Annotated in this window: 20 protein-coding genes; 11 read left to right on the top strand and 9 right to left on the bottom strand. The window is 60.7% G+C overall.

The features are described from left to right. Positions 1-6: 6 nt before the first annotated feature. A complete protein-coding gene (locus NW830_RS02135) occupies positions 7-786 on the top strand; it encodes a hypothetical protein (protein ID WP_414359379.1) in 780 nt (259 codons plus the stop codon). A gap of 281 nt (positions 787-1,067) precedes the next feature. Then, on the top strand, positions 1,068-1,466 hold the full coding sequence (locus NW830_RS02130; RefSeq protein ID WP_414359381.1) for a fasciclin domain-containing protein: 399 nt from the start codon (positions 1,068-1,070) through the stop codon (positions 1,464-1,466). Between the two features lie 109 nt (positions 1,467-1,575). Here NW830_RS02130 and NW830_RS02125 read toward each other — a convergent pair whose 3' ends face one another. Beyond that, a complete protein-coding gene (locus NW830_RS02125) occupies positions 1,576-1,821 on the bottom strand; it encodes a hypothetical protein (protein ID WP_414404542.1) in 246 nt (81 codons plus the stop codon). A gap of 253 nt (positions 1,822-2,074) precedes the next feature. Between NW830_RS02125 and menD the strand changes: the two genes are divergently transcribed. Beyond that, positions 2,075-3,883, top strand: a complete 1,809-nt coding sequence (gene menD, locus NW830_RS02120) for a 2-succinyl-5-enolpyruvyl-6-hydroxy-3-cyclohexene-1-carboxylic-acid synthase (protein WP_414404541.1) — start codon at positions 2,075-2,077, stop codon at positions 3,881-3,883. Here menD and miaA read toward each other — a convergent pair. Further along, the gene (gene miaA / locus NW830_RS02115) at positions 3,807-4,823 is read right to left on the bottom strand and encodes a tRNA (adenosine(37)-N6)-dimethylallyltransferase MiaA (RefSeq protein ID WP_414359386.1); all 1,017 of its coding nucleotides are present in this window, start codon (positions 4,821-4,823) and stop codon (positions 3,807-3,809) included. The genes menD and miaA overlap by 77 nt on opposite strands. Positions 4,824-5,326: 503 nt before the next feature. Here miaA and NW830_RS02110 point away from each other — a divergent pair. After that, on the top strand, positions 5,327-6,028 hold the full coding sequence (locus NW830_RS02110; RefSeq protein ID WP_414404540.1) for a hypothetical protein: 702 nt from the start codon (positions 5,327-5,329) through the stop codon (positions 6,026-6,028). A gap of 77 nt (positions 6,029-6,105) precedes the next feature. On the opposite strand, the gene rpe is transcribed toward NW830_RS02110, so the two are convergent. Beyond that, entirely contained in the window at positions 6,106-6,816 is a 711-nt protein-coding gene (gene rpe, locus NW830_RS02105) for a ribulose-phosphate 3-epimerase (RefSeq protein ID WP_414359390.1), read from the bottom strand. 45 nt (positions 6,817-6,861) lie between these two features. Then, positions 6,862-7,146 carry a hypothetical protein gene (locus NW830_RS02100; RefSeq protein ID WP_414359392.1) on the bottom strand — a complete coding sequence of 95 codons (285 nt, stop codon included), beginning with the start codon at positions 7,144-7,146 and terminating at the stop codon, positions 6,862-6,864. A 334-nt stretch (positions 7,147-7,480) separates the two neighbouring features. On the opposite strand from NW830_RS02100, the gene NW830_RS02095 reads away from it, so the two are divergent. Both NW830_RS02095 and NW830_RS02090 read left to right on the top strand, forming a co-directional pair. Further along, the gene (locus tag NW830_RS02095) at positions 7,481-7,876 is read left to right on the top strand and encodes a VOC family protein (protein WP_414359394.1); all 396 of its coding nucleotides are present in this window, start codon (positions 7,481-7,483) and stop codon (positions 7,874-7,876) included. Further along, positions 7,873-9,465, top strand: a complete 1,593-nt coding sequence (locus tag NW830_RS02090; RefSeq protein WP_414404539.1) for an NAD(P)H-hydrate dehydratase — start codon at positions 7,873-7,875, stop codon at positions 9,463-9,465. The genes NW830_RS02095 and NW830_RS02090 overlap by 4 nt, the downstream gene beginning before the upstream one ends. Here NW830_RS02090 and NW830_RS02085 read toward each other — a convergent pair. From NW830_RS02085 to NW830_RS02065, 5 genes are all read right to left on the bottom strand, one after another. Further along, positions 9,425-10,258, bottom strand: a complete 834-nt coding sequence (locus NW830_RS02085; protein WP_414360031.1) for an undecaprenyl-diphosphate phosphatase — start codon at positions 10,256-10,258, stop codon at positions 9,425-9,427. The two genes, NW830_RS02090 and NW830_RS02085, sit on opposite strands and share 41 nt — an antisense overlap. Positions 10,259-10,347: 89 nt before the next feature. Then, positions 10,348-10,899 (bottom strand): DUF2808 domain-containing protein, encoded by a 552-nt coding sequence (locus NW830_RS02080; RefSeq protein ID WP_414359398.1) that lies wholly within the window; start codon positions 10,897-10,899, stop codon positions 10,348-10,350. 216 nt (positions 10,900-11,115) lie between these two features. Further along, the gene (gene psbZ, locus NW830_RS02075) at positions 11,116-11,301 is read right to left on the bottom strand and encodes a photosystem II reaction center protein PsbZ (protein WP_414359399.1); all 186 of its coding nucleotides are present in this window, start codon (positions 11,299-11,301) and stop codon (positions 11,116-11,118) included. Positions 11,302-11,467: 166 nt separating this feature from the next. Beyond that, positions 11,468-12,160: a queuosine precursor transporter gene (locus NW830_RS02070; protein WP_414359400.1), complete on the bottom strand. Its 693-nt coding sequence runs from the start codon at positions 12,158-12,160 to the stop codon at positions 11,468-11,470. Continuing rightward, a complete protein-coding gene (locus NW830_RS02065; protein WP_414359402.1) occupies positions 12,160-12,816 on the bottom strand; it encodes a response regulator in 657 nt (218 codons plus the stop codon). Before NW830_RS02065 ends, NW830_RS02070 begins: the two co-directional genes overlap by 1 nt. Before the next feature lie 234 nt (positions 12,817-13,050). On the opposite strand from NW830_RS02065, the gene NW830_RS02060 reads away from it, so the two are divergent. From NW830_RS02060 to NW830_RS02040, 5 genes are all read left to right on the top strand, one after another. Beyond that, positions 13,051-14,169 (top strand): class I SAM-dependent methyltransferase, encoded by a 1,119-nt coding sequence (locus tag NW830_RS02060; RefSeq protein WP_414359404.1) that lies wholly within the window; start codon positions 13,051-13,053, stop codon positions 14,167-14,169. Positions 14,170-14,489: 320 nt separating this feature from the next. Then, positions 14,490-14,765 (top strand): hypothetical protein, encoded by a 276-nt coding sequence (locus NW830_RS02055; protein WP_414359405.1) that lies wholly within the window; start codon positions 14,490-14,492, stop codon positions 14,763-14,765. Positions 14,766-14,771: 6 nt separating this feature from the next. Next, entirely contained in the window at positions 14,772-15,116 is a 345-nt protein-coding gene (locus NW830_RS02050; protein WP_414359407.1) for an MgPME-cyclase complex family protein, read from the top strand. A gap of 196 nt (positions 15,117-15,312) precedes the next feature. Next, on the top strand, positions 15,313-16,869 hold the full coding sequence (locus tag NW830_RS02045) for an MFS transporter (protein WP_414404538.1): 1,557 nt from the start codon (positions 15,313-15,315) through the stop codon (positions 16,867-16,869). Between the two features lie 162 nt (positions 16,870-17,031). Further along, positions 17,032-18,204 carry a glycosyltransferase family 4 protein gene (locus NW830_RS02040; RefSeq protein ID WP_414359410.1) on the top strand — a complete coding sequence of 391 codons (1,173 nt, stop codon included), beginning with the start codon at positions 17,032-17,034 and terminating at the stop codon, positions 18,202-18,204. The last annotated feature ends 3 nt before the right edge of the window (positions 18,205-18,207 follow it).

Here is an 18,207-nt window from a genome sequence, read left to right as displayed (position 1 = left end):
CCAGCGGTGAAGAAGGGAACGGAGCGCCCCTCCCCTGGCCAGGGATCCTGGCGAGAGTATCTGCAGCGGGTTCAGAAAGGGGCAGTAGAAGTGGGATCCCAGGTGGCCCTATGGATGCTTGCAGGGCCGCAGTGGCGGGTTCTGGCTTTGTCGGGCTTGGCCCTGGCGGGGCTGGCTTTTTGGCACTGGCGCCTGGCCCTTTCCTTAGCGGTGGGCACGGGGGTGATGCTAGGGGTGTACGCGGCTTGCAGCCCTGAGTTTAGCCGCCGCTGGCAGGAGTGGCAAGCTTGGCTGCGCCAAGCCGATCGCTCCCTGCTGCTGGCTGGGGCGGGGGGGGCAGGCGCTGCCCTCGGTACCTACCTTGTGGTCTCAATCTGGGCAGAAGCCAGCCAACGCTGGCTAGCCACGGGCGCCATTGTGCAGGGGCTGGTTACGCTGGCCCTGCTGTTGCTGCTGTTTGGGGAATGGCTCAGCCGCCGGCAGGAGCGGCGGCGTTCCCAATTGGAGCGGGATCTGGGTGACATTGCCTCCCCCGATCCCTACAGGCGGCTGCTGGGCGTGCGCCGGCTGCAGAGCCTTATGCCCCATTTGGATCCCGAACAAACCCGGCTAGCAGTGGACTATCTACGCCTGGCCCTTGACCAGGAAACAGTGGCTGTCGTGCGGGAGGCCCTCTTGGAAGCCCTGCAGGGATGGGGGATCCTGCGCCGCCTCAACGATTTGACCAGTCTCCAGCAACCCGAAGGCAGTGGCGATCCCTCGGCAAGCCGTAGGGGCAACGCCTAAACGGCCAGCGGCTTCAAGAGTTGGTTAGGTGTAATCGCCCTTCAGGGATAGCTTTTGCCTCCTCGAGGAGAAAAGGGAACTCGAGCTAGAGCTTCTCCGTCGTAAAGGAGTGTAAACCTACTCTTCACGGAGGGTTACATCGCATGATTCGCAATCTCTTCGCGCTCTCTTTGGTCGTTGCCTCGGCCGCTACGTTGGCTGCAGCCCCTGGAGTCCATGCCAGTAGCCCCAGCCCAGCGCCTGAAAGCGCGAAGACTGCGGCTCCTGCCCAAAAAACCATCGTGGATGTTGCTGCAGAGGCTGGCTCCTTCACCACCCTAATCAAAGCCCTGGAGGCTGCTGACCTGGTGAAGACCCTCTCTGACAAAGGTCCCTTCACCGTTTTTGCCCCGACGGATGAGGCCTTTGCGGCCTTGCCGAAAGGCACTCTAGACGACTTGCTCAAGCCAGAAAACAAGGAGAAATTGAAGCGAGTGCTCAGCTATCATGTGGTGTCTGGCGAACTTCTCTCTCAAGATCTAAAGGCCGGTAAGCTAACTACCCTTGCCGAAGCCCCTGTGGAGATCGCCGTCAAGGATGGGATCCAGGTCAACGACGCCAAGGTGGTAACCCCTGATCTCAAGGCCTCCAACGGCGTTATCCACATCATTGACAAGGTAATCCTGCCACCAGAGAAATAACCTTTTTGGCCTCCTGAATCTACAGAAAGCCCACCCAGAGCCCCCAGCTCCAAGGCTAGGGACCTTGGACTGCAACGGGGGCTCCCTGGCTTCTTGGCTTTTGGGATTTTTACACTCCTTCAATACCAACACTGGAGGTGTAGATTGCCTCCACAGATACACCAGCCACCCGCCGGGGACGCACGATCATGTACTCATTGTCCATTTGCTTGGGCAAGGGGATGAACTCGTCCCCGCCCACCATCAGCTGGTTGATTAGCTCTGTGTATTCTCTGGCATCCTTGACCCGTACCTGCAGGGTTTGACCCCCTTCCAGCATGATGTGAATGAGGTAGCCATCGGGTTTCCTGGGCATGGGTGCTCCTGCTTGGCTGCAGCAAAGGTCGATAAGGGAGGTTCTCATGAACATAACATTATTCCCCCTCGGGGAGACCTGACCAAGCTGTGGCTCCTCTTGCAGGCAGGGGAGAACATCCTCCCTTACTAGGCCATAGCCAGCGAGGGACGGGAGGAGGACCCCTAGAGAGTTCCCCTGGGAGGGTCGGTGGGCATAGAGTAACAGGATGGACCCACTTTGGGTTACTTCCTCGCTTCCTCTGGTGGCTGGGATGGCCAACACCCCTCTCCCTCAACGGCTGGACTGGCGCAACCTCAATGCCCTTTGGGGATCCGTTTTGGCCGAGACCTTGAGCCGGCTGGGTTGTCGGGTGGCCGTGGTGTGTCCAGGATCCCGCTCTGCCCCCCTCACCTATGCGCTAGCGCGGCACCCCGAGATCGAGGCCATTCCAGTGCTGGATGAGCGGTCAGCGGCCTTTTTTGCCCTTGGCTTGGCCCAGCGGCTGCGGCAGCCCGTTCCCCTCGTTTGTACCTCCGGCAGTGCTGGTGCCCATTTTTTCCCTGCCCTGATCGAGGCAGCAGAAAGTGGCTGGCCACTTTTGGTGTTGACGGCGGATCGGCCGCCGGAGCTGCGCCACTGCCGCGCCGGTCAGACCATCGACCAGGTAAAGCTCTACGGCCATTACCCCAACTGGCAGGCAGAGTTGGCAGTGCCCAGCGCCGACCTGGAAGCTCTGGCCTACCTGCGCCAAATGATTGTCCACGCCTGGGAACGCGCCCTCTACCCCTTTCCCGGCCCCGTGCATCTCAACGTGCCCTTGCGGGATCCCTTGGCCCCTGTTGCTGATGGCAGCACTGCGCCTCTAGTCCATTTGCAGGAAGATCCTGAGTTTGAGAAGACCTTTTTTCGGGGGGTGGCTCCTGCTGGATTTCCCTTCCCGACAAGGCGGAACTCTTCTCAGGTAGAGACAGCTTCTTTTTGGCAGGAGTGGTGCAGCTGCGAGCGGGGGGTGATCTTGGCAGGGCCAGCCCAGCCGGCAGATCCCCAAGAGTACGTGGCAGCAGTGGCCCGTTTGTCGCTGGCTCTGGGCTGGCCGGTGCTGGCGGAGGGACTCTCCCCCTTGCGCAACTACGCTTCCCTTAACCCTTACCTCATCACTACCTACGACTTCCTCCTGCAGCGGGGGGATCCCTTGCTCTGGCCGGAACACGTCATCCAACTGGGATCCCTGCCCACCAGCAAGGTGCTGCGGCAAGTTCTGGCGCAAGCGGCTCCCCGCACCTGGCTACTCGACCCCCGTCCTCAGAACGCCGATCCCCTCCACAACTCCACAACCCACTTGCCCTACACAGTAGAGGAGGTGGCGGCAGGGATCCCGGCAGGCAAGGCCAAGGCAACCGCTTTTCTGCAAACCTGGCTGAGGGCGGAAGCAAAAGCTCGGGTTGAGCTGGATCGCCTGCTGGCGGCTGTGCCGGAGTGGTTTGAGGGCAAGGTTGCCTGGTGGCTGGCCCACCACCTGCCTCCGGAAACGCCGCTATTTATTGCCAACAGCACGCCGGTGCGGGATGTGGAGTGGTTCTGGCCGCCCAACGACCGCCGCATCCGGCCTTACTTTAACCGCGGCACCAACGGCATCGACGGCATCCTCTCGACTGCCTTTGGAGTGGCCCACCGCTATCGCCCGACGGTGTTGCTGACTGGGGATCTGGCCTTTCTGCACGACTGCGGTGGCCTGCGGCTTAGCTCTCAGCTACAGGGATCTCTAACCATTTTGCTCATCAACAACCAGGGAGGAGGGATTTTCGAGCTACTGCCCATTGCGGAGGTGGGCCGCCAGGGGCTCAATCCTCCCTTTGAGCCCTACTTTGCCACTCCCCAGGCGGTAGATTTTGCTCGCCTCTGCCAGGCTCACGGCATTCCCCACCAGCGGCTGGAGACGTGGGAGGAGCTGGCTCAAGCCCTGGATCCCTTGCCCGCCCAAGGGGTGCAAGTGTGGGAGATCGTTACCAATCGGCGGGCGGACGCGCAGCGACGGCAGGAGTGGTTTCGGCGCTGGTCTGAGCCGCCCTCCACGCCATAACCCGGTTCCAAATCTGCTCCGGCAGATCCTCAGCCTCGCAGTCTAGCCACTGGATCCCTGGCATGGCCCGAAACCAGGTCATCTGCCGTTTGGCAAACTGGCGGGTACGCCGCACAATCAAAGGCTGGAGCTCCGCCTCTGGGATCCGCCCTTCTAGGTAAGCACTAATCTCCGCATAGCCCAAGGTCTGCAGAAGAGGCAAGTCCGGCCCATAGCGCTCCCGCAGCGTCTTTACCTCCTCGATCCACCCCTGCTCCAGCATTGCCGCTGTGCGCCGGGCAATGCGTTGTTCTAGACGGGGCATCGGGCAGTGCAGCCCCAAGATCAAGATGGGGTAGTTGGGAGGGTGGGCCTGCCGCAGGCGGGAAGCCGGCTTCCCGGTGGTGTAGATGATCTCTAAAGCCCGCAGGGTGCGCACCTCGTCATGGGGGTGAATCTGCCGAGCGGCCACGGGATCCAACTGCTGCAGCCAGGCGTAGCGGATCTCAGGCGGCCACGTCTCCAATTGAGCGCGCAACTGGGGCTGCGGGGGAACTGCCGGGATCCCCAGCCCTGCAGTGATAGATTGGATGTAAAGCCCCGTCCCCCCCACCAGAATGGGAGTCTGTCCCTGCCGATGGGCCTCGGCAATGCGGGCTTGGGCGGCTCGTTGGAACTCGGCCACAGTGTAGGTGTGGCGGGGATCCACAAAGTCAATGAACTCATGGGGCCAAAGGGCCCGCTCAGCAGGGGTGGGCTTGGCGGTGCCGATGTCAAACTCCCGGTAGACCTGACGAGAGTCGGCGTTCAACAGGGGGGATCCCAGCCGCCGGGCCAGCCACAACGCCTGCTGCGACTTGCCGGTGGCGGTGGGGCCAGCAATAACGATGAGCCCCGGCCCTACGGTCGAGGAGGGAGCTTCTCGGCAGTCGCGCCCAGTTGGATACGGGTTTTGATCCATCCGCTGTCGGCAAGAAAGTTCACCCAGGGCAGCAGGTTAAGATTTCTAAGGAACCTTAGCACTGTGAGTGAACGACTCCCGACCCTCGTCTTCGTTGAGTAAACCCACCCTGGCTTACGACAGGCTGCGCGAACAGCTAGCGTACCGGCTTCGCATTTTTTGTTGGTCCAGAGGCCTCGGCCTGCTGCCACCCTGCGACCCCCAGCACGAACAAGTCAGGGAAATTACTTGTTCCCCCTAGTTGTAGCACGAACGGCTTTCGTCCCGACACTACATGGAACTCCAGTGCAGGGCTTCCCGCTGGTTAAGCTAGAATAAGGCATTCATGGCCCCTATCCTCTTCCTGGCCTCTTGATCTCCCCGTGATCTCATCTTACGTCCCTGCTTCTCTAGCTGCGTTGGGCGGGGCGTGGCTTTGGTTTGAGCTGCCCCTGGTCAGGCTGTTGCTACGGGCGGCACGGCGAGGGCTGGCCAGCCTTGGCAGAGCAGTTGGAGCAGGTGTCTTGGCAGCACTGCTGACGTGGGAAGGTTACCCAGCGCGGGCAGAAGTTTTGGTGCTCAAGCAGGGAGAAGTGCGCACGCTGCCCCTCTTGCAAACGCGGGCCCGACCGTCCTGGCAGATGGAAATGCTCTATTTGGGCATGGTGGAGGAGCGCTTCCTAAGCTACGCCCGCGCCAACAATTGGGAAGCCCTCTCCAGCGACCGGGAGGATCCCCGCTGGAGCCGCTGGCAACTGCGCCCCGGGGGTGAGGCTCTCTACTTGCCGGCTGCCCCTTCGTCGCGGGATCCCTCCGTGCCCCCCCTCTATGCCCGCGGGTTTTATGTGGAGGCCTACTTCATGGGCGGGCGCCTAGTGGGGATGCACCTGATTTATAACCCAGAGGAACCGGGCTTCAATCCAAGGCAGCTGCAAAGACTTGTCCGCGCTTGGTTCCCCGATAACCGCCTGATGGTGTACTACCAGGTGCTGCCGGAGGATCCCGACCAGCAGGTGCTAGAGGCCTACTGGGGTACTATCCCTCCTCCCTACCTTGCTGACATTCAGCGCAACAGCCGCCTGCCTTTCTGCCAGGTTTTTTTCAGCCCTACTTCGCCCCAGCCAATCACTCCTCCTTCCACGCCTCCCCATTGCCTAGTCCAAGCCGCCAGTGAGGAGGGTACGGTGCCTTCGGCTACCCAGCAGGAGACCGCCGCTCTGCGCTAGAATTTCGGGCTCGTCCTCCCCTCCCTGCTCCTCTGTGCCTTGGCCTGAGAGGAGCGCAAGAGCACGGTTTTCCCAAATCAAACCGTTACCAGCTCCGGGCGACGGCTGTTGCGGATAGCGCGAATAGCCTCCGCATAGTCTTTGGCCTTGAACACGGCCGAGCCGGCCACGATGGCATTGGCCCCCGCCTCGATCACCTGCCAGGCGTTGCTAGCCTTGATACCGCCATCCACCTCGATCCAGGGATCCAGACCGCGCTCGTTGCAGAGAGCCCGCAACTGGCGAATTTTGGGCACCACTGCTGGAATGAAGCTCTGGCCGCCAAAGCCGGGGTTGACGCTCATGATCAAGACCAGATCCACCAGATCCAGCACGTACTGGATGAGCTCCAAGGGGCTGGCCGGGTTGAGCACCACGCCCGCCTGTTTGCCCAGATCCTTGATTTGGCTGAGGGTGCGGTGCAGGTGAATGGTGGAGCTGGACTCGGCATGAACGGAGATAATGTCGGCCCCCGCCTTGGCAAAGTCGGCCACGTACTTTTCCGGCTCCACAATCATCAGGTGGACGTCCAGAGGCTTGGCCGTAACCGGGCGCAGGGCTTCCACCACCAAGGGGCCAATGGTAATGTTGGGCACAAAGCGGCCATCCATGACGTCCACGTGGATCCAGTCGGCCCCCGCCTCATCCACTGCCCGCACTTCTTCTCCTAAGCGGCTAAAGTCTGCCGAGAGGATGGAAGGGGCAATAACAAGTGGCTTTTGCCCAGAGGTCGCTGACGGCTGAGTCATGGTGAGTATCCAAGTTGTAAACCGCAAAACAGGGGGCCTGCTCCTCTATGGTACGGGGTTTGATCCCCTTTGCAAAGCACCACCCTGCTTCTCGGCTTGGAACCTAGGGGTGGGGATCCCGACGAAGCTGGCCCCCCGGAAAACTTGGGCCAGATGACCCCAGGGATGCGGCGGCTGGGCGTTGCTCTGCGGCTCTGGAGCAGCCTGTTCTGAAGGAGCTGGGTTCACCTCTTCTTCCAACCGCAGGGCAAGCTGCTGCAATTGCAAGTAGATGCCGTTAACAGCCAGCATGGCCAAGACGGTGCCGAAAAACTTGGTGTGGGATCCCATAGACCAACCCCTAGGCAAGAAGCAAGATAGAGGATATTCTCGTCGCCGCTGCCCTAGCTCCACCTTAGCGTCTGGGCGGAACAGGCCCTTGGAGATTACTCTCGCCCGCTTCAAGGCCTTGCGGTGAACGACTCCCGACACTCATCTTCGTTTTAGATAGCGTACGGGCTTCCCGCTTCACAGACTTGTTGGTACAGAGGTCTCAGCCTACTGCCACCGGGCGACCCACGGCAGGAATAACTTGTTCTCCTCAATTGTAGGACGAACGGCTTTCATCCCGACACTGATATAAATACAGTGCAGGGCTTCCCGCTGATTAAGCTAAAGCAACGTCATGAGCACCTATCAACACCTCCACACCGCCCTTTGGGTTAGCGATCTGGCCAGGGCCGAGCATTTCTACGCAACTGTGCTCGGGCTCCCGAAGGCAGAGCGGTTTCCCTTTAACTTTCCTGGTGCTTGGTACCAGGTGGGGTCTTCGCAGATTCATTTGATCGTCCCTGAGGAGCCACTTAACCAAGGGCAGCAAGCCAGTCGTGGCAGCAAGGCGAAGTGGGGGCGCCTTCCCCATGTGGCCCTGGGAGTGGAAGATCTGGAGGCGGTAAAGGCCCGCCTGCTGCAGGCAGGCTATGAGGTGCAGCCCAGCGCTTCCGGGCGGGCGGCTGTGTTTGTTCGGGATCCCGACGGGAATGTGATTGAGCTAAGCTCCCTGAGTTCCCCCCAGCCATGACCGCCATGCCAGAGCCCTCTTTGCCCCAGCCAAGCAGCCTCCTCCCCTCCTTTGACCCGGCCACCGCCTTGGTCAACTCGGCGCAGATGCGGCGTCTTGAGGAGGAGATCTTCGCTGCCGGCATGCCCGTGGCCGCCCTGATGGAGAAGGTGGGGCTGGCCGCCTTTGCCCAGTTGCAGCAGGATTTTCCCCAGGTGCAGCGCATTGGCATCCTCTGCGGCACGGGGCACAATGGCGGCGACGGCTTGGTGGTTGGGCGAGAGCTGCGGCTAGCCCAAAAGGAGGTGAAGGTTTGGTTGGGGAAGCCGGATCTCAAGCCCCTAACCGCTAACCACGCCCGCTACCTCAGGGCTCTGGGAGCGGAGTTTGTGGAGCGGGTGGAGGCGTTGGCCGACTGCGATCTGCTCATTGACGCCCTCTTTGGCATTGGCCTAAACCGGCCCCTGGGGGATCCCTGGGCGGGGGCGGTGGAATGGGCCAACGGCAGCGGCATTCCCATCCTCAGCCTGGACTTGCCCTCCGGCCTCAACGACCAGACAGGCGAGATCTGGGGCTGCTGCATCCGCGCCAGCCACACCTATGCCCTGGGCCTCTGGAAACGGGGCCTGTGGCAGGAGGCGGCTCTGCCCTGGGTGGGACGGCTGCATCGCCTTGATTTTGGCATCCCCCCTTGGGCCTGCCTAGCAGGGGCGGTTCCCCAGCTATTGCTGAACCCTTGGCCCCATTTTCCCCCTGACCCACCTTTGGATACCCACAAATATCGCCAGGGATCCCTGCTAGTAGTCGCAGGGTCGGCGGCCTATGCCGGGGCGGCGGCGTTGGCCGGGCTGGGATCCCGCGCCAGTGGCGTGGGCATGGTAACCCTGGCGGTGCCGGCGGAATTGAAGGGGCTCATCCACAGCACTTTGCCGGAAGTCTTGGTTCACCCCTGGGAAGGGATCCCGGCTCTGCCGCCGCTGGGCGAAAAACCTTTCCAGGCGGTGGCAGTGGGGCCCGGCCTAGGAGAAACCCGCCGGCGACTGCTGGAGAGCTTGCTGCAGGATTGGGCCGGGATCCCTTGGGTTATCGACGCCGATGGCCTCAATGCCCTGGCGGAGATGGGGGTGGAGCGCTTGCAAGAAAACGGGATCCAAGCCATCCTCACCCCCCACCTGGGGGAATTTCGCCGGCTTTTTCCAGGGATCCCGCTTGCGGATCGCATGGAGGCAGCCCAGAGAGCAGCAGCCCAGAGTGGAGCGGTGGTGGTTTTAAAGGGAGCACGGACGGTCATCGCCTCTCCTACGGGGGAATGCTGGGTCAACCCGGAGAGCACACCGGCTTTGGCCCGCGGTGGCAGCGGCGATGTCCTAACTGGCTTAATCGGCGGCCTGGTGGCGCGCAGAAGGGCCCAACTGGGTCAGTCGATGGGGATCGCGGAGCTGCTCAGTTGTGCCTGTGCTGGAGTGTGGTGGCACGCCCAAGCCGCTATCCAGCTGGCGGGGGAGCGGGGTCTAACAGGGGTGGATCCGGCCCACCTAGGGGAGTACCTGCCCAAAGCGCTAAGTCGGCTTAAGGTTGCAGGAACCCCAGGGCTAGCCCCAAGAAAATGAACAGGCCAAACCCAATCCGGTAGACGATAAACAGCCAGGTGCTGCTGCGCTGCAAAAATCGAATGAGCCAATCGATGGACCAGTAGGAGAAAACAAAGGCCGAGAGCGTCCCCAACCCCTGCGACAGCAGTGCCTCTGCCCTGAACTCGGCGATAAATTCCTCCACCCCGGCCAAAAAGAGGGCCGGGATCCCTAGCAAAAAGGAGTAGCGGGCGGCAGCCGAGCGCTGCAAATCCAGCAACAGAGCCGCTGTCAGCGTCACACCGGAGCGGGATACCCCTGGAATCAAAGCCAAAGCCTGGGCCAGCCCTACCCAGAGCCCATCCCAAATGCCCAGGCTGTGCAGATCTCGCCGGCGTTTCCCCACCCGTTCCGCCCAGCCCAAAGCCAGTGCCAAGCCAATGGCGGCAGTAGCAATCACCCCCAACTGGCGGGGCGGGGATCCCCAAATGGCCTTGACGGCCCACCCGGCAACCCCAATTGGCAACGTCCCCACCAGGATCCCTATGAGCAGCCGCCAAGACTCCTGCTGGAAATCTCGCTCCTGCCAAGCCTTCCAGGAGCCAAGGAGCACCTGGCGCAGATCAGAGGCAAAGTAGATCAACACTGCCCCCAAGCTGCCCAACTGGATTACCGCCGCAAAGGAAGCGCCTGCATCTGGCCAGCCCAGCAAAGCCGGAACCACCCGCAGGTGCGCCGTGCTGCTAATGGGCAGAAACTCGGTGATCCCCTGCACCATGCCCAAGAGCAGGGCCTGCCACCAATTGGGATACCAGGTGTCGGCTAGGACCAAAGACAACCTCTCCCTGGATGCCAGGCTACCGTTCGCCCCCAGCTCCTCTTTGGATCCCTTGAGGTTGTTGAAGCCAGAGGCAGCGGCCATTAGAAGGTAAGCCGCTCCGGATCGTCGATGGTGATGAGCCAGTTGCCCACCTTGCGGAAGAGCGGATTGGGCTCTGTCCCCTTTACCCGCGCTTCTACCCGGTAGATGCCGGCAGCGGAAGGATTGCGCACATTGGAGAGCACCAAGCGGATCTCCTGGCCGGCGGCAATGGGCTGACGGGCCACCACCTCCAAGGAGCGAAACTCCTCGTCCCAATACACTTCCGCCAGCTCCACTGGCTTCCCCTCCACCTCTAGGCGCACATTCTGGGGATCGATGACGGCATCAAAGTTCCTGTCCCCACTAATTAGAACTTCTGCTACCGCCACGTCCTGCGGTGGGATCGTCAGGCGATAGCGATCCAGCCGACCACGAATGCCGCGAAAATCCAGCCGATAGCTGAGGACAGGTACCCCCTCGCTGCCCGTGATGACAAAGCCCGACTGCCCCACTGCTGGACGGGACAGCAGCAGGGATCCCACTACACCTGCCACCGCCATCCCCAGCCGCACCCAGCCAAAAAGCTGCCAGCACTTTGCCCCTCTCACCACCCAAACCTCCCCAAACACGTCAGCGCCTCAGAGCTCTGCAATCGCTAGCGACTCAGCAAGCAGCAGAACCGTATCCAAAACACCCTCCATTCTAAATGGGTGGGATCCCCGCTCAGGACCCAACAGAGTGCGGGGGTGCGCAGTTTTTCCCAGCCACCAGAACCTTGCAGTCCTGATGCTCTGCCACGTCCAGGAGCTGGTGGGAGGGTGGGAGGATCACTTAAAGAAACTAAGTACTCCCACCCCGATTACCATCAGCACCCAGAGCAGGGATCCCACCAAAAGGACATTCTTGGCCCGGCTCCAGTCGCTGGCTGAGCTAAGGAGCACTGGCACTGCCACCACCAGGAGCAAGCTGTAGAGCACCAACACCAACAGAGCAATTTGGAAAATGAGCATCATCTTTACGGATCCCTCACAAAAGTCTTGTCTTAAGATAAAGGCTCCCGACAACAGCGGGCTGCCCAAGCCGGGCCGGCTTGCTGCGCACCGGCGGCAGGAGAGAAAGGATAACGCTCTGACTATACCAAAACTGGGATCCCTCTCGCCGGGGCAGCTGATGGATGAACTACCTAGATACAGACTGCATTCGGAAAGGGTTGAAGTCGGTTGCCACGTCAAAGTAGTCTTCCTGTTCCTGTTGCTTTAGCCAGCCGGTGATGGCGTAGGTCAGGGGCGTACAGACTGCCTCAACGGCACACTTGAACACGTAGTTGGAGACAATGAGGCTCATCAGACCGGGAAACACCCCCCAGAAGGCGATGAGAATAAACAGGCCCGTATCCACCGCCTGGCCCACCAACGTGGAGCTGATGGTGCGTGTCCACAGCCAGCGTCCCCGCGTCCACACCTTCAGGCGGGCCAGCACATAGGCATTGGCAAAGCTGCCGCTCCAGTAGGCAATGAGGCTGGCCAGTACAATGCGCGGGGCAAGGCCGAGAATCTGGTTGTAGGCTTCCTGGTAGGGCCAATCGGGGGCTGCCGGCAGGGATCCCACGATCATCAAGGTTACCGACAGCAGGGCCGCCGAGAAAAACCCCAACCAGATCACCCGCCGCGAGCGGGCATAGCCATAGACCTCCGTGAGGATGTCGCCGAAAATGTAGCTGAGGGGAAAGAGAATAGTGCCGCCATCAAAGGTAAACGGCCCCAAAAGCACGATCTTGGCCGAGGCGATGTTGGAAATGAGCAGCACAGCCACAAACAGGGCCGTCACCGCATCCAGGTGCCGGTAGGCGCGCTCCAAGCCTTGCTCAGACATCAGGATCCCCCTAGCAGTTTACGAATATGCCGCAACTCCTTGACGATCAGGGCCAAGCCCTGACTGTGCCGTTCCACTTCGCTAGTGAGTTTACGGATCTGCTCTTCTAGACTAGCGCTGTGGGCTTCCTGACGGTCTAGGCGCTGGCTGAGGTTGACAAGCCGCGTCACCACCTCCCGCTGGATGAGGTTTTCCGTGCCTTGGATGAGCAGGGTCTCGATGGCGGTGAGCTTGTTCAAGAGCAACTGGGTGTTGGTTTCCGACCCCGGCTCTGGTGCCGCCTCAGGGGTCACCCGCAAGGCCTTTTGAATTTGGGCCAGAAGGGCTTCCGCCTCAAAGGGCTTTTCAATGAAGTCAAAATCGACAAAAGGCTCAGGGATGCGGGCTGTTACCTGCTCTTTCATCCCCGACATCATAATGACAGGGGTGTTTTTCAGGCTCTCCTCCCGCCGGATGGCCTGCAAGGTCTCGTAGCCATCCATGTTGGGCATGACGAAATCCAGCAAGATGAGATCGGGATGGTGCTTTTTGGCAACCTCCAAGCCCGTCAGGCCATCTTTAGCCTCCAGCACCTGGAATTGATCGGCCAAGATCCCAGCCACCATCTTGCGGATCATGATGCTGTCGTCAATGACCAACACCGTCTTGGCTGTCATGCTCGGGCGCTCCCTTTTCCCAATCTGCTCGACTTGCTCAGCCTCTTCCCCCAGGGCATTAGGCAGTGGAGACGTCTTTCCTGGGACACCAATAGAGTACTCTCCCTGCTAAAGAAGTGGGGTGGGACTAGCAATTCGCCGGCTCTCCCAAGGCCCAGAACTTGCCGGTTTCGCACCGCTGCCTTGCTATAATCTAACGTAAACAAACATTAAGCATTCGCACCTTGCAGGGTTATGAGCCTACAGTTAAGCTCCGAGCTGTCGCTGCCAATCCCATCGCCAGTTGGAGAGGCAGCCTACCGTGCCTTTCAGTGGAGCAAAAACCTCTTCGGCTTTGTCCACAAGGCTCTCTCCACGCAGGCTTCCGAGCTGATGCTCTCTGCCATTAGGGAGTTGCAGAGCTTTGTCTCCGGCAAGCCCCTGCCGCCGCGGGAGCGGGTAAAGGTCAGCGCAGCTACTTTGCAGGAGTTGCGGGCTCGTTACGAACGGCTGCTCCAGGTCGATTGGCAAGATGCCGAGGCAGGTTACTACCCTCACGCGCTTCTCTTTGACAACCCCTGGCTGGACTTTGCTCGCTATTACCCAGCCGTGTGGTTGGAACTGCCCCAGATTACCCGACGGGTCCACAGTCGGCGCTACCAGGAGTTTTCTCCAGACATCTCCACAGAGGGCTACCCGAAATACTACCTGCAGAATTTCCACTACCAAACCAACGGCTACCTAAGCGATCGCTCGGCTGAGCTCTACGACCTCCAGGTGGAGCTGCTGTTTGGGGGCACGGCGGATGCCATGCGGCGACGGGTAATCCGGCTGCTCAAGGATGCCCTCGATCCTGCTCTATCTGCTCCCCACATTCTCGATGTGGCTTGTGGTACGGGGCGCACGCTGCGCCTTTTGCGGGGAGCTCTGCCCAAAGCGGCGCTGTACGGTCTGGATCTTTCCCCTGCCTATCTGCGCAAGGCCAACCGCCTGTTGCAGGAGTTGCCTGGGGAGCTGCCCCAGCTCATCCGCGCCAACGCTGAGGCTATGCCCTATGCCGACGCCACCTTTGATGCGGTTGTCAGTGTGTTTCTCTTCCACGAGCTGCCCGGCCCGGCCCGGCAAAATGTCATCAACGAGATGAGCCGCGTGGTGAAGCCGGGGAGCGTCATTGTCATCTGCGACTCGGTGCAACTCTTGGATTCGCCGGAGCTGGAGGAGACGATGGAAGCTTTTGTGCAAACCTTCCACGAACCCTACTACCGAGACTACATCCGCGACGACCTGGGGGCGCGTCTGCAGCAGGCAGGCTGTGAGGTGCTGCGCCGGGAAACCCACTACGTCAGCACTTATATCCTAGCCCGTAAGAGTTGAGCGCCCTTGCCAAAAGCGAGGAAGAGGGGAGTCGCAGTTGTCTGTCTGAAGTATAGTAGTAGCAGACACGAAACCTGGGATAAAAAGCTAGGCCACCCATACCTCTGGCTGCAAGGCGGTTAAAATCCCCTTTTAGGCTCATGTCTCCTCCGTATGGCTCCCTCCGTGCTGGCATCACTGCGCTGAAGCAGGAGCGCTACCTAGAAGCGATCAACCTTCTTGAGTCTTTTTGCTACTGCTGTTCGATTCAAGGGAGCTCACCCCGCCGGAAGGAGCGTAGAGACTCCAGGCTAAACTCCGAGGAATGTGCTCTGGCGCGAGTGGCTCTGATTATGGCCTATCAGGGCAGTGGCGACCTGGAGCGCTCGACTGCCCTCTGCCAGGAACTGTTGGAGCAGGGGGAAACCCCTTCAACTCCCCTCTGGGCACGGGAGTGGGCAGCCCAAGCTCTAGCTACCCTCAAGCAGGCGGCAGAACATCCTATGCCCCCTGAGGAGGTAATGGCGCGGCTGCCTGCCCTCCAGCAGTTGGAAGCCTGCCAGCCCTGCTGGAGCTCTCGCGACCCGGCCCCCCATTTGCTTAAGTCCGCCACCTGATTGCGCATGTCTGCCACTGAGCCCACTACCTACCACTTCATTGTTGCCAGTTTGGATTTTTTGCGGTCTGAACCTCTAGAGGAGGTGCTGGAAGAGCGTCGCCGACACTACGAGGAGCACCATCGCCCCATCGATTTCTTTTGGGTGCCCCAGCCGGCTTTCATGGAAGCTCCTGAGTTCAAGCCGCTGCGCCACAAGTTGAAGGAGCCGCTGGGAGCGGTGGTCTCGACCAATGAGGATTTCATCCGTTGGCTGGCGCTGCGCCTTACCTTTGTGGAAAAGGGCAGCTTTGTAGCCCCCAGCGAGTCGATCCCAGATCCCTTGCGCTCCCTATCGTTTTCAGAAAGCTGATAGCCTTTCCCTACCCTCGCCTTAGCGGCTTGCTCAGGGGGGAGGCACAACTTGGGCGGCCCAGGGGTAAGCTGCCCTGGAGGGGAAGCCAGTTTGATTGCAGGCTAGGTCAAGATTTAAGATTAGGGCACCTCTCCCAATCCAGCAGCGGTAATGCTGGAGCGCGGCAGGGAAAACCAAGGCGGGGGAGAGGGATATGCTGAACGGGGGCACCATGACTTTGGAGCAACGATGGGACTGGCCGGAAGGGGAGGTGGAGGTCTGCCACCGGACTTCTCATCTTCGGGATCTTCCTTCCCCATTTCCTTCAACTGAGGTGCTGAAGTCAGAGGCCCCCCCACTTGAGCCGCCGGCAAGTCCCCCCTCCGGCTCGCTGAAGTGTTCGTCGGGGGATCCCTTGCCAGAGCCCCCTCCCCAGGATCCCAAAGAGGACAGCCAAGCGGATTCCCCTTTCTCAGGGACAGGCCTGGGAAACTTTGCTGCCGTCCTGCGTCGACCCAATTTCCTGCTGCTGTGGATGGGGCAGGTGTTTTCCCAGTTGGCCGACAAGGTGTTGTTGGTGCTGCTGATTGGGGTGATCTCGAAGCAGTTTCAGCCAGAGGGGGCTTCCATCAGCGGCTGGGTGGCGGCGGTTATGCTGGCTTTTACGCTGCCGGCGGTGCTGTTGGGCAGTCTGGCAGGGGTGTTTGTGGATCGCTGGCCCAAGAAGGGGGTGCTGGTGCTCTCCAACGTACTGCGCGGGATCCTGGTGCTGCTGTTGCCGCCGCTGCTCTGGCTTACCGCCGGGCGTGACCTTTGGCCAGGGATCCCTTTGGGCTTTGGCAGCCTGTTGCTGGTGAGCTTTGCCGTCTCTGTCTTGACCCAGTTTTTTGCTCCTGCCGAACAGGCCACTCTGCCGCTGATCCTGCCTAGGCGGGAGCTGTTGGCGGCCAACTCCCTCTACACCACGACGATGATGGCTTCGCTGATCGTCGGCTTTGCCATTGGCGAACCCCTATTAACGCTGGCGGATCGCTGGGTGCACACTTGGCTGCCTGGCTGGGACGTGGGACCGGAGCTGGTGGTGGGGGGAGCCTACCTGTTGGCGGGATCCCTGCTACTGCTGCTGCAACCCCACGAGAGGCTAGAGCCCCGGCCTTGGCAGGCTCCCCATCTCTGGGAAGATCTCAAGCTGGGCCTGCAATACATCGGGCAAATGCCCTTGATCCGCGCGGCCTTGCTGCAAATGGTGGTGCTCTACTCGCTGTTTGCGGCGCTGGCAGTCTTGGCGGTGCGCATGGCCGAGGTGACGGCGGAGCTGGAGGCAGATCAGTTTGGGGTGTTGCTGGCGGCTGCCGGCCTGGGCATGGCCATTGGCGCCTTTTGGGTGGGGCATACGGGCCGGCAGGTGAGCCGTCGCGCCTGGAGTGGGCTGGGATCCCTGTTGCTGTGTCTGTCCTTGGTGGCTTTGTCCTGGACGGAGGGGAAGCTGTTTCCCAGCTTGGCTTGGATTGTCCTGCTGGGCTGTGGAGGGGCGTTGGTGGCGGTGCCCATGCAAACCTTGCTCCAGGAGGAGACCCCCGAACATCTGCGCGGCAAGGTTTTTGGACTGCAGAACAATGCGGTCAACATTGCTCTCAGTTTGCCGCTGGTTTTGGCGGGGGTGGCAGAAACGTATTTCGGCCTTGCCTGGACGTTTCTCGGCCTGGCAGCCCTGACTGGGTCGGCGGGGCTGTACCTCTGGGGTCTGCTGGGCAGAGAGGGGCACAGATAAGTTTTTCTGCTGGATAGCTGCGGCGTAGGGCTGTCGGTCTAGGTTTCTCCCTTGAGAGGGGAGCAGCGGACCGACGTGGGAGGTGAGTCTGCTACCCTTATAGAGGCTTTGAATCGCACATCCCGTTGCAGATCAGCGTTCTGGCGCCGTAGGGATCCGCCCATGCACATCGCCTGGATAGGCAAGAAGGCACCTTTCTGTGGCAACGTCACCTATAGCCGTGAGGTGACCAACGGCCTTTTGGAGCGGGGACATCAGGTGAGCTTTTTCCATTTCACCAACGAAAGCCCCTCCCCCAGCCTGGAGGCCCCTGCTGTAGAGGGATCCCGTCGTGAGCTGGTGGGGCGGGATGTTTCCCTGCCCTGTCTGTACAAGTCGCAGATCTACACAATCCCGGCTCCCAACGCCCGGCGGTTGCTGACCCAAGCCCTACGGGAATTGCAGCCGGATTTGGTGCATGCTTCTTTAACAATTTCGCCCATTGATTTTGTGTTGCCGGAGATCTGCGCTGAGCTCAACCAGCCCCTGGTGGCTACTTTCCACCCGGCTTTTGACCGACGGCGGCGCAACATCGCCTCCCGCACCCAATACCTGGCCTATCAGCTCTATGCCCCCTGTTTGGCCCACTACGACCGCACCATTGTCTTCTCGGAAACGCAGCGCCAGATCCTAAGCAAACTGGGGGTGAGCCGCGAGCAGGTGGTGGTCATTCCCAACGGCGTCGACGTTGATAAGTATTCGCCAGGACCCTCCACCCTGAAGCAACGGTTGGGGCTGGAGCGGGTCTTTGTCTACCAAGGACGGATCTCGCCGGAAAAAAATGTCGAGGCCCTGCTCAAAGCCTGGAAGCAGGCTCAAATGGGTGAGAAGTGTGGCCTCCTGATTGTGGGGGATGGACCCCTGCTCAATACTCTCAAGCCTTTCTACACCCGCCAGCACGGGATCTACTGGCTGGGCTATGTGGCGGACGAGCAGGAGCGTATCGAGATCCTGCGGGGATCTGACGTGTTCATTCTGCCTTCCTTGATTGAGGGGCTGTCCTTGTCGCTGCTGGAGGCGATGGCCTGTGGGGTGGCAGCGGTGGCCACTGATGTCGGTGCCGATGGCGAGGTTCTAGCGGATGGAGCCGGGATCTTGTTGGACCCCGCTCGGGTGACAGTGGAGCTGCAAACGCTGCTTCCGCTATTGCGGGATCAGCGGGAGTTTACCCAACTGCTGGGGATGAAAGCCCGCCAGCGCGTTCTAGAGCGCTACACCCTCAGCCACAACCTCAGTCGCCTAGAGCAGCTCTACCAAGAACTGTGCCAGGGATCCCGTCAGCGCCGCCGGGCCTGAGGA

The sequence above is a fragment of the Synechococcus sp. OH30 genome (assembly GCF_047462175.1).
Classification (GTDB): Bacteria; Cyanobacteriota; Cyanobacteriia; order Thermostichales; family Thermostichaceae; genus Thermostichus.
The sequence above is the reverse complement of the archived record's forward strand: the minus strand, read 5'-3'. Positions and strand labels throughout refer to the sequence as shown.

Bases quoted from the DNA above. Each gene is read 5' to 3' on its own strand.
- NW830_RS02060 (WP_414359404.1), top strand. From the start codon at position 13,051: ATGAGCCTACAGTTAAGCTCCGAGCTGTCGCTGCCAATCCCATCGCCA.
- NW830_RS02090 (WP_414404539.1), top strand. From the start codon at position 7,873: ATGACCGCCATGCCAGAGCCCTCTTTGCCCCAGCCAAGCAGCCTCCTC.
- psbZ (WP_414359399.1), bottom strand. From the start codon at position 11,301: ATGATGCTCATTTTCCAAATTGCTCTGTTGGTGTTGGTGCTCTACAGC.
- NW830_RS02125 (WP_414404542.1), bottom strand. From the start codon at position 1,821: ATGCCCAGGAAACCCGATGGCTACCTCATTCACATCATGCTGGAAGGG.
- NW830_RS02050 (WP_414359407.1), top strand. From the start codon at position 14,772: ATGTCTGCCACTGAGCCCACTACCTACCACTTCATTGTTGCCAGTTTG.
- NW830_RS02065 (WP_414359402.1), bottom strand. From the start codon at position 12,816: ATGACAGCCAAGACGGTGTTGGTCATTGACGACAGCATCATGATCCGC.
- NW830_RS02095 (WP_414359394.1), top strand. From the start codon at position 7,481: ATGAGCACCTATCAACACCTCCACACCGCCCTTTGGGTTAGCGATCTG.
- miaA (WP_414359386.1), bottom strand. From the start codon at position 4,823: ATGGATCAAAACCCGTATCCAACTGGGCGCGACTGCCGAGAAGCTCCC.
- NW830_RS02040 (WP_414359410.1), top strand. From the start codon at position 17,032: ATGCACATCGCCTGGATAGGCAAGAAGGCACCTTTCTGTGGCAACGTC.
- NW830_RS02070 (WP_414359400.1), bottom strand. From the start codon at position 12,160: ATGTCTGAGCAAGGCTTGGAGCGCGCCTACCGGCACCTGGATGCGGTG.
- menD (WP_414404541.1), top strand. From the start codon at position 2,075: ATGGCCAACACCCCTCTCCCTCAACGGCTGGACTGGCGCAACCTCAAT.
- NW830_RS02045 (WP_414404538.1), top strand. From the start codon at position 15,313: ATGCTGAACGGGGGCACCATGACTTTGGAGCAACGATGGGACTGGCCG.
- rpe (WP_414359390.1), bottom strand. From the start codon at position 6,816: ATGACTCAGCCGTCAGCGACCTCTGGGCAAAAGCCACTTGTTATTGCC.
- NW830_RS02100 (WP_414359392.1), bottom strand. From the start codon at position 7,146: ATGGGATCCCACACCAAGTTTTTCGGCACCGTCTTGGCCATGCTGGCT.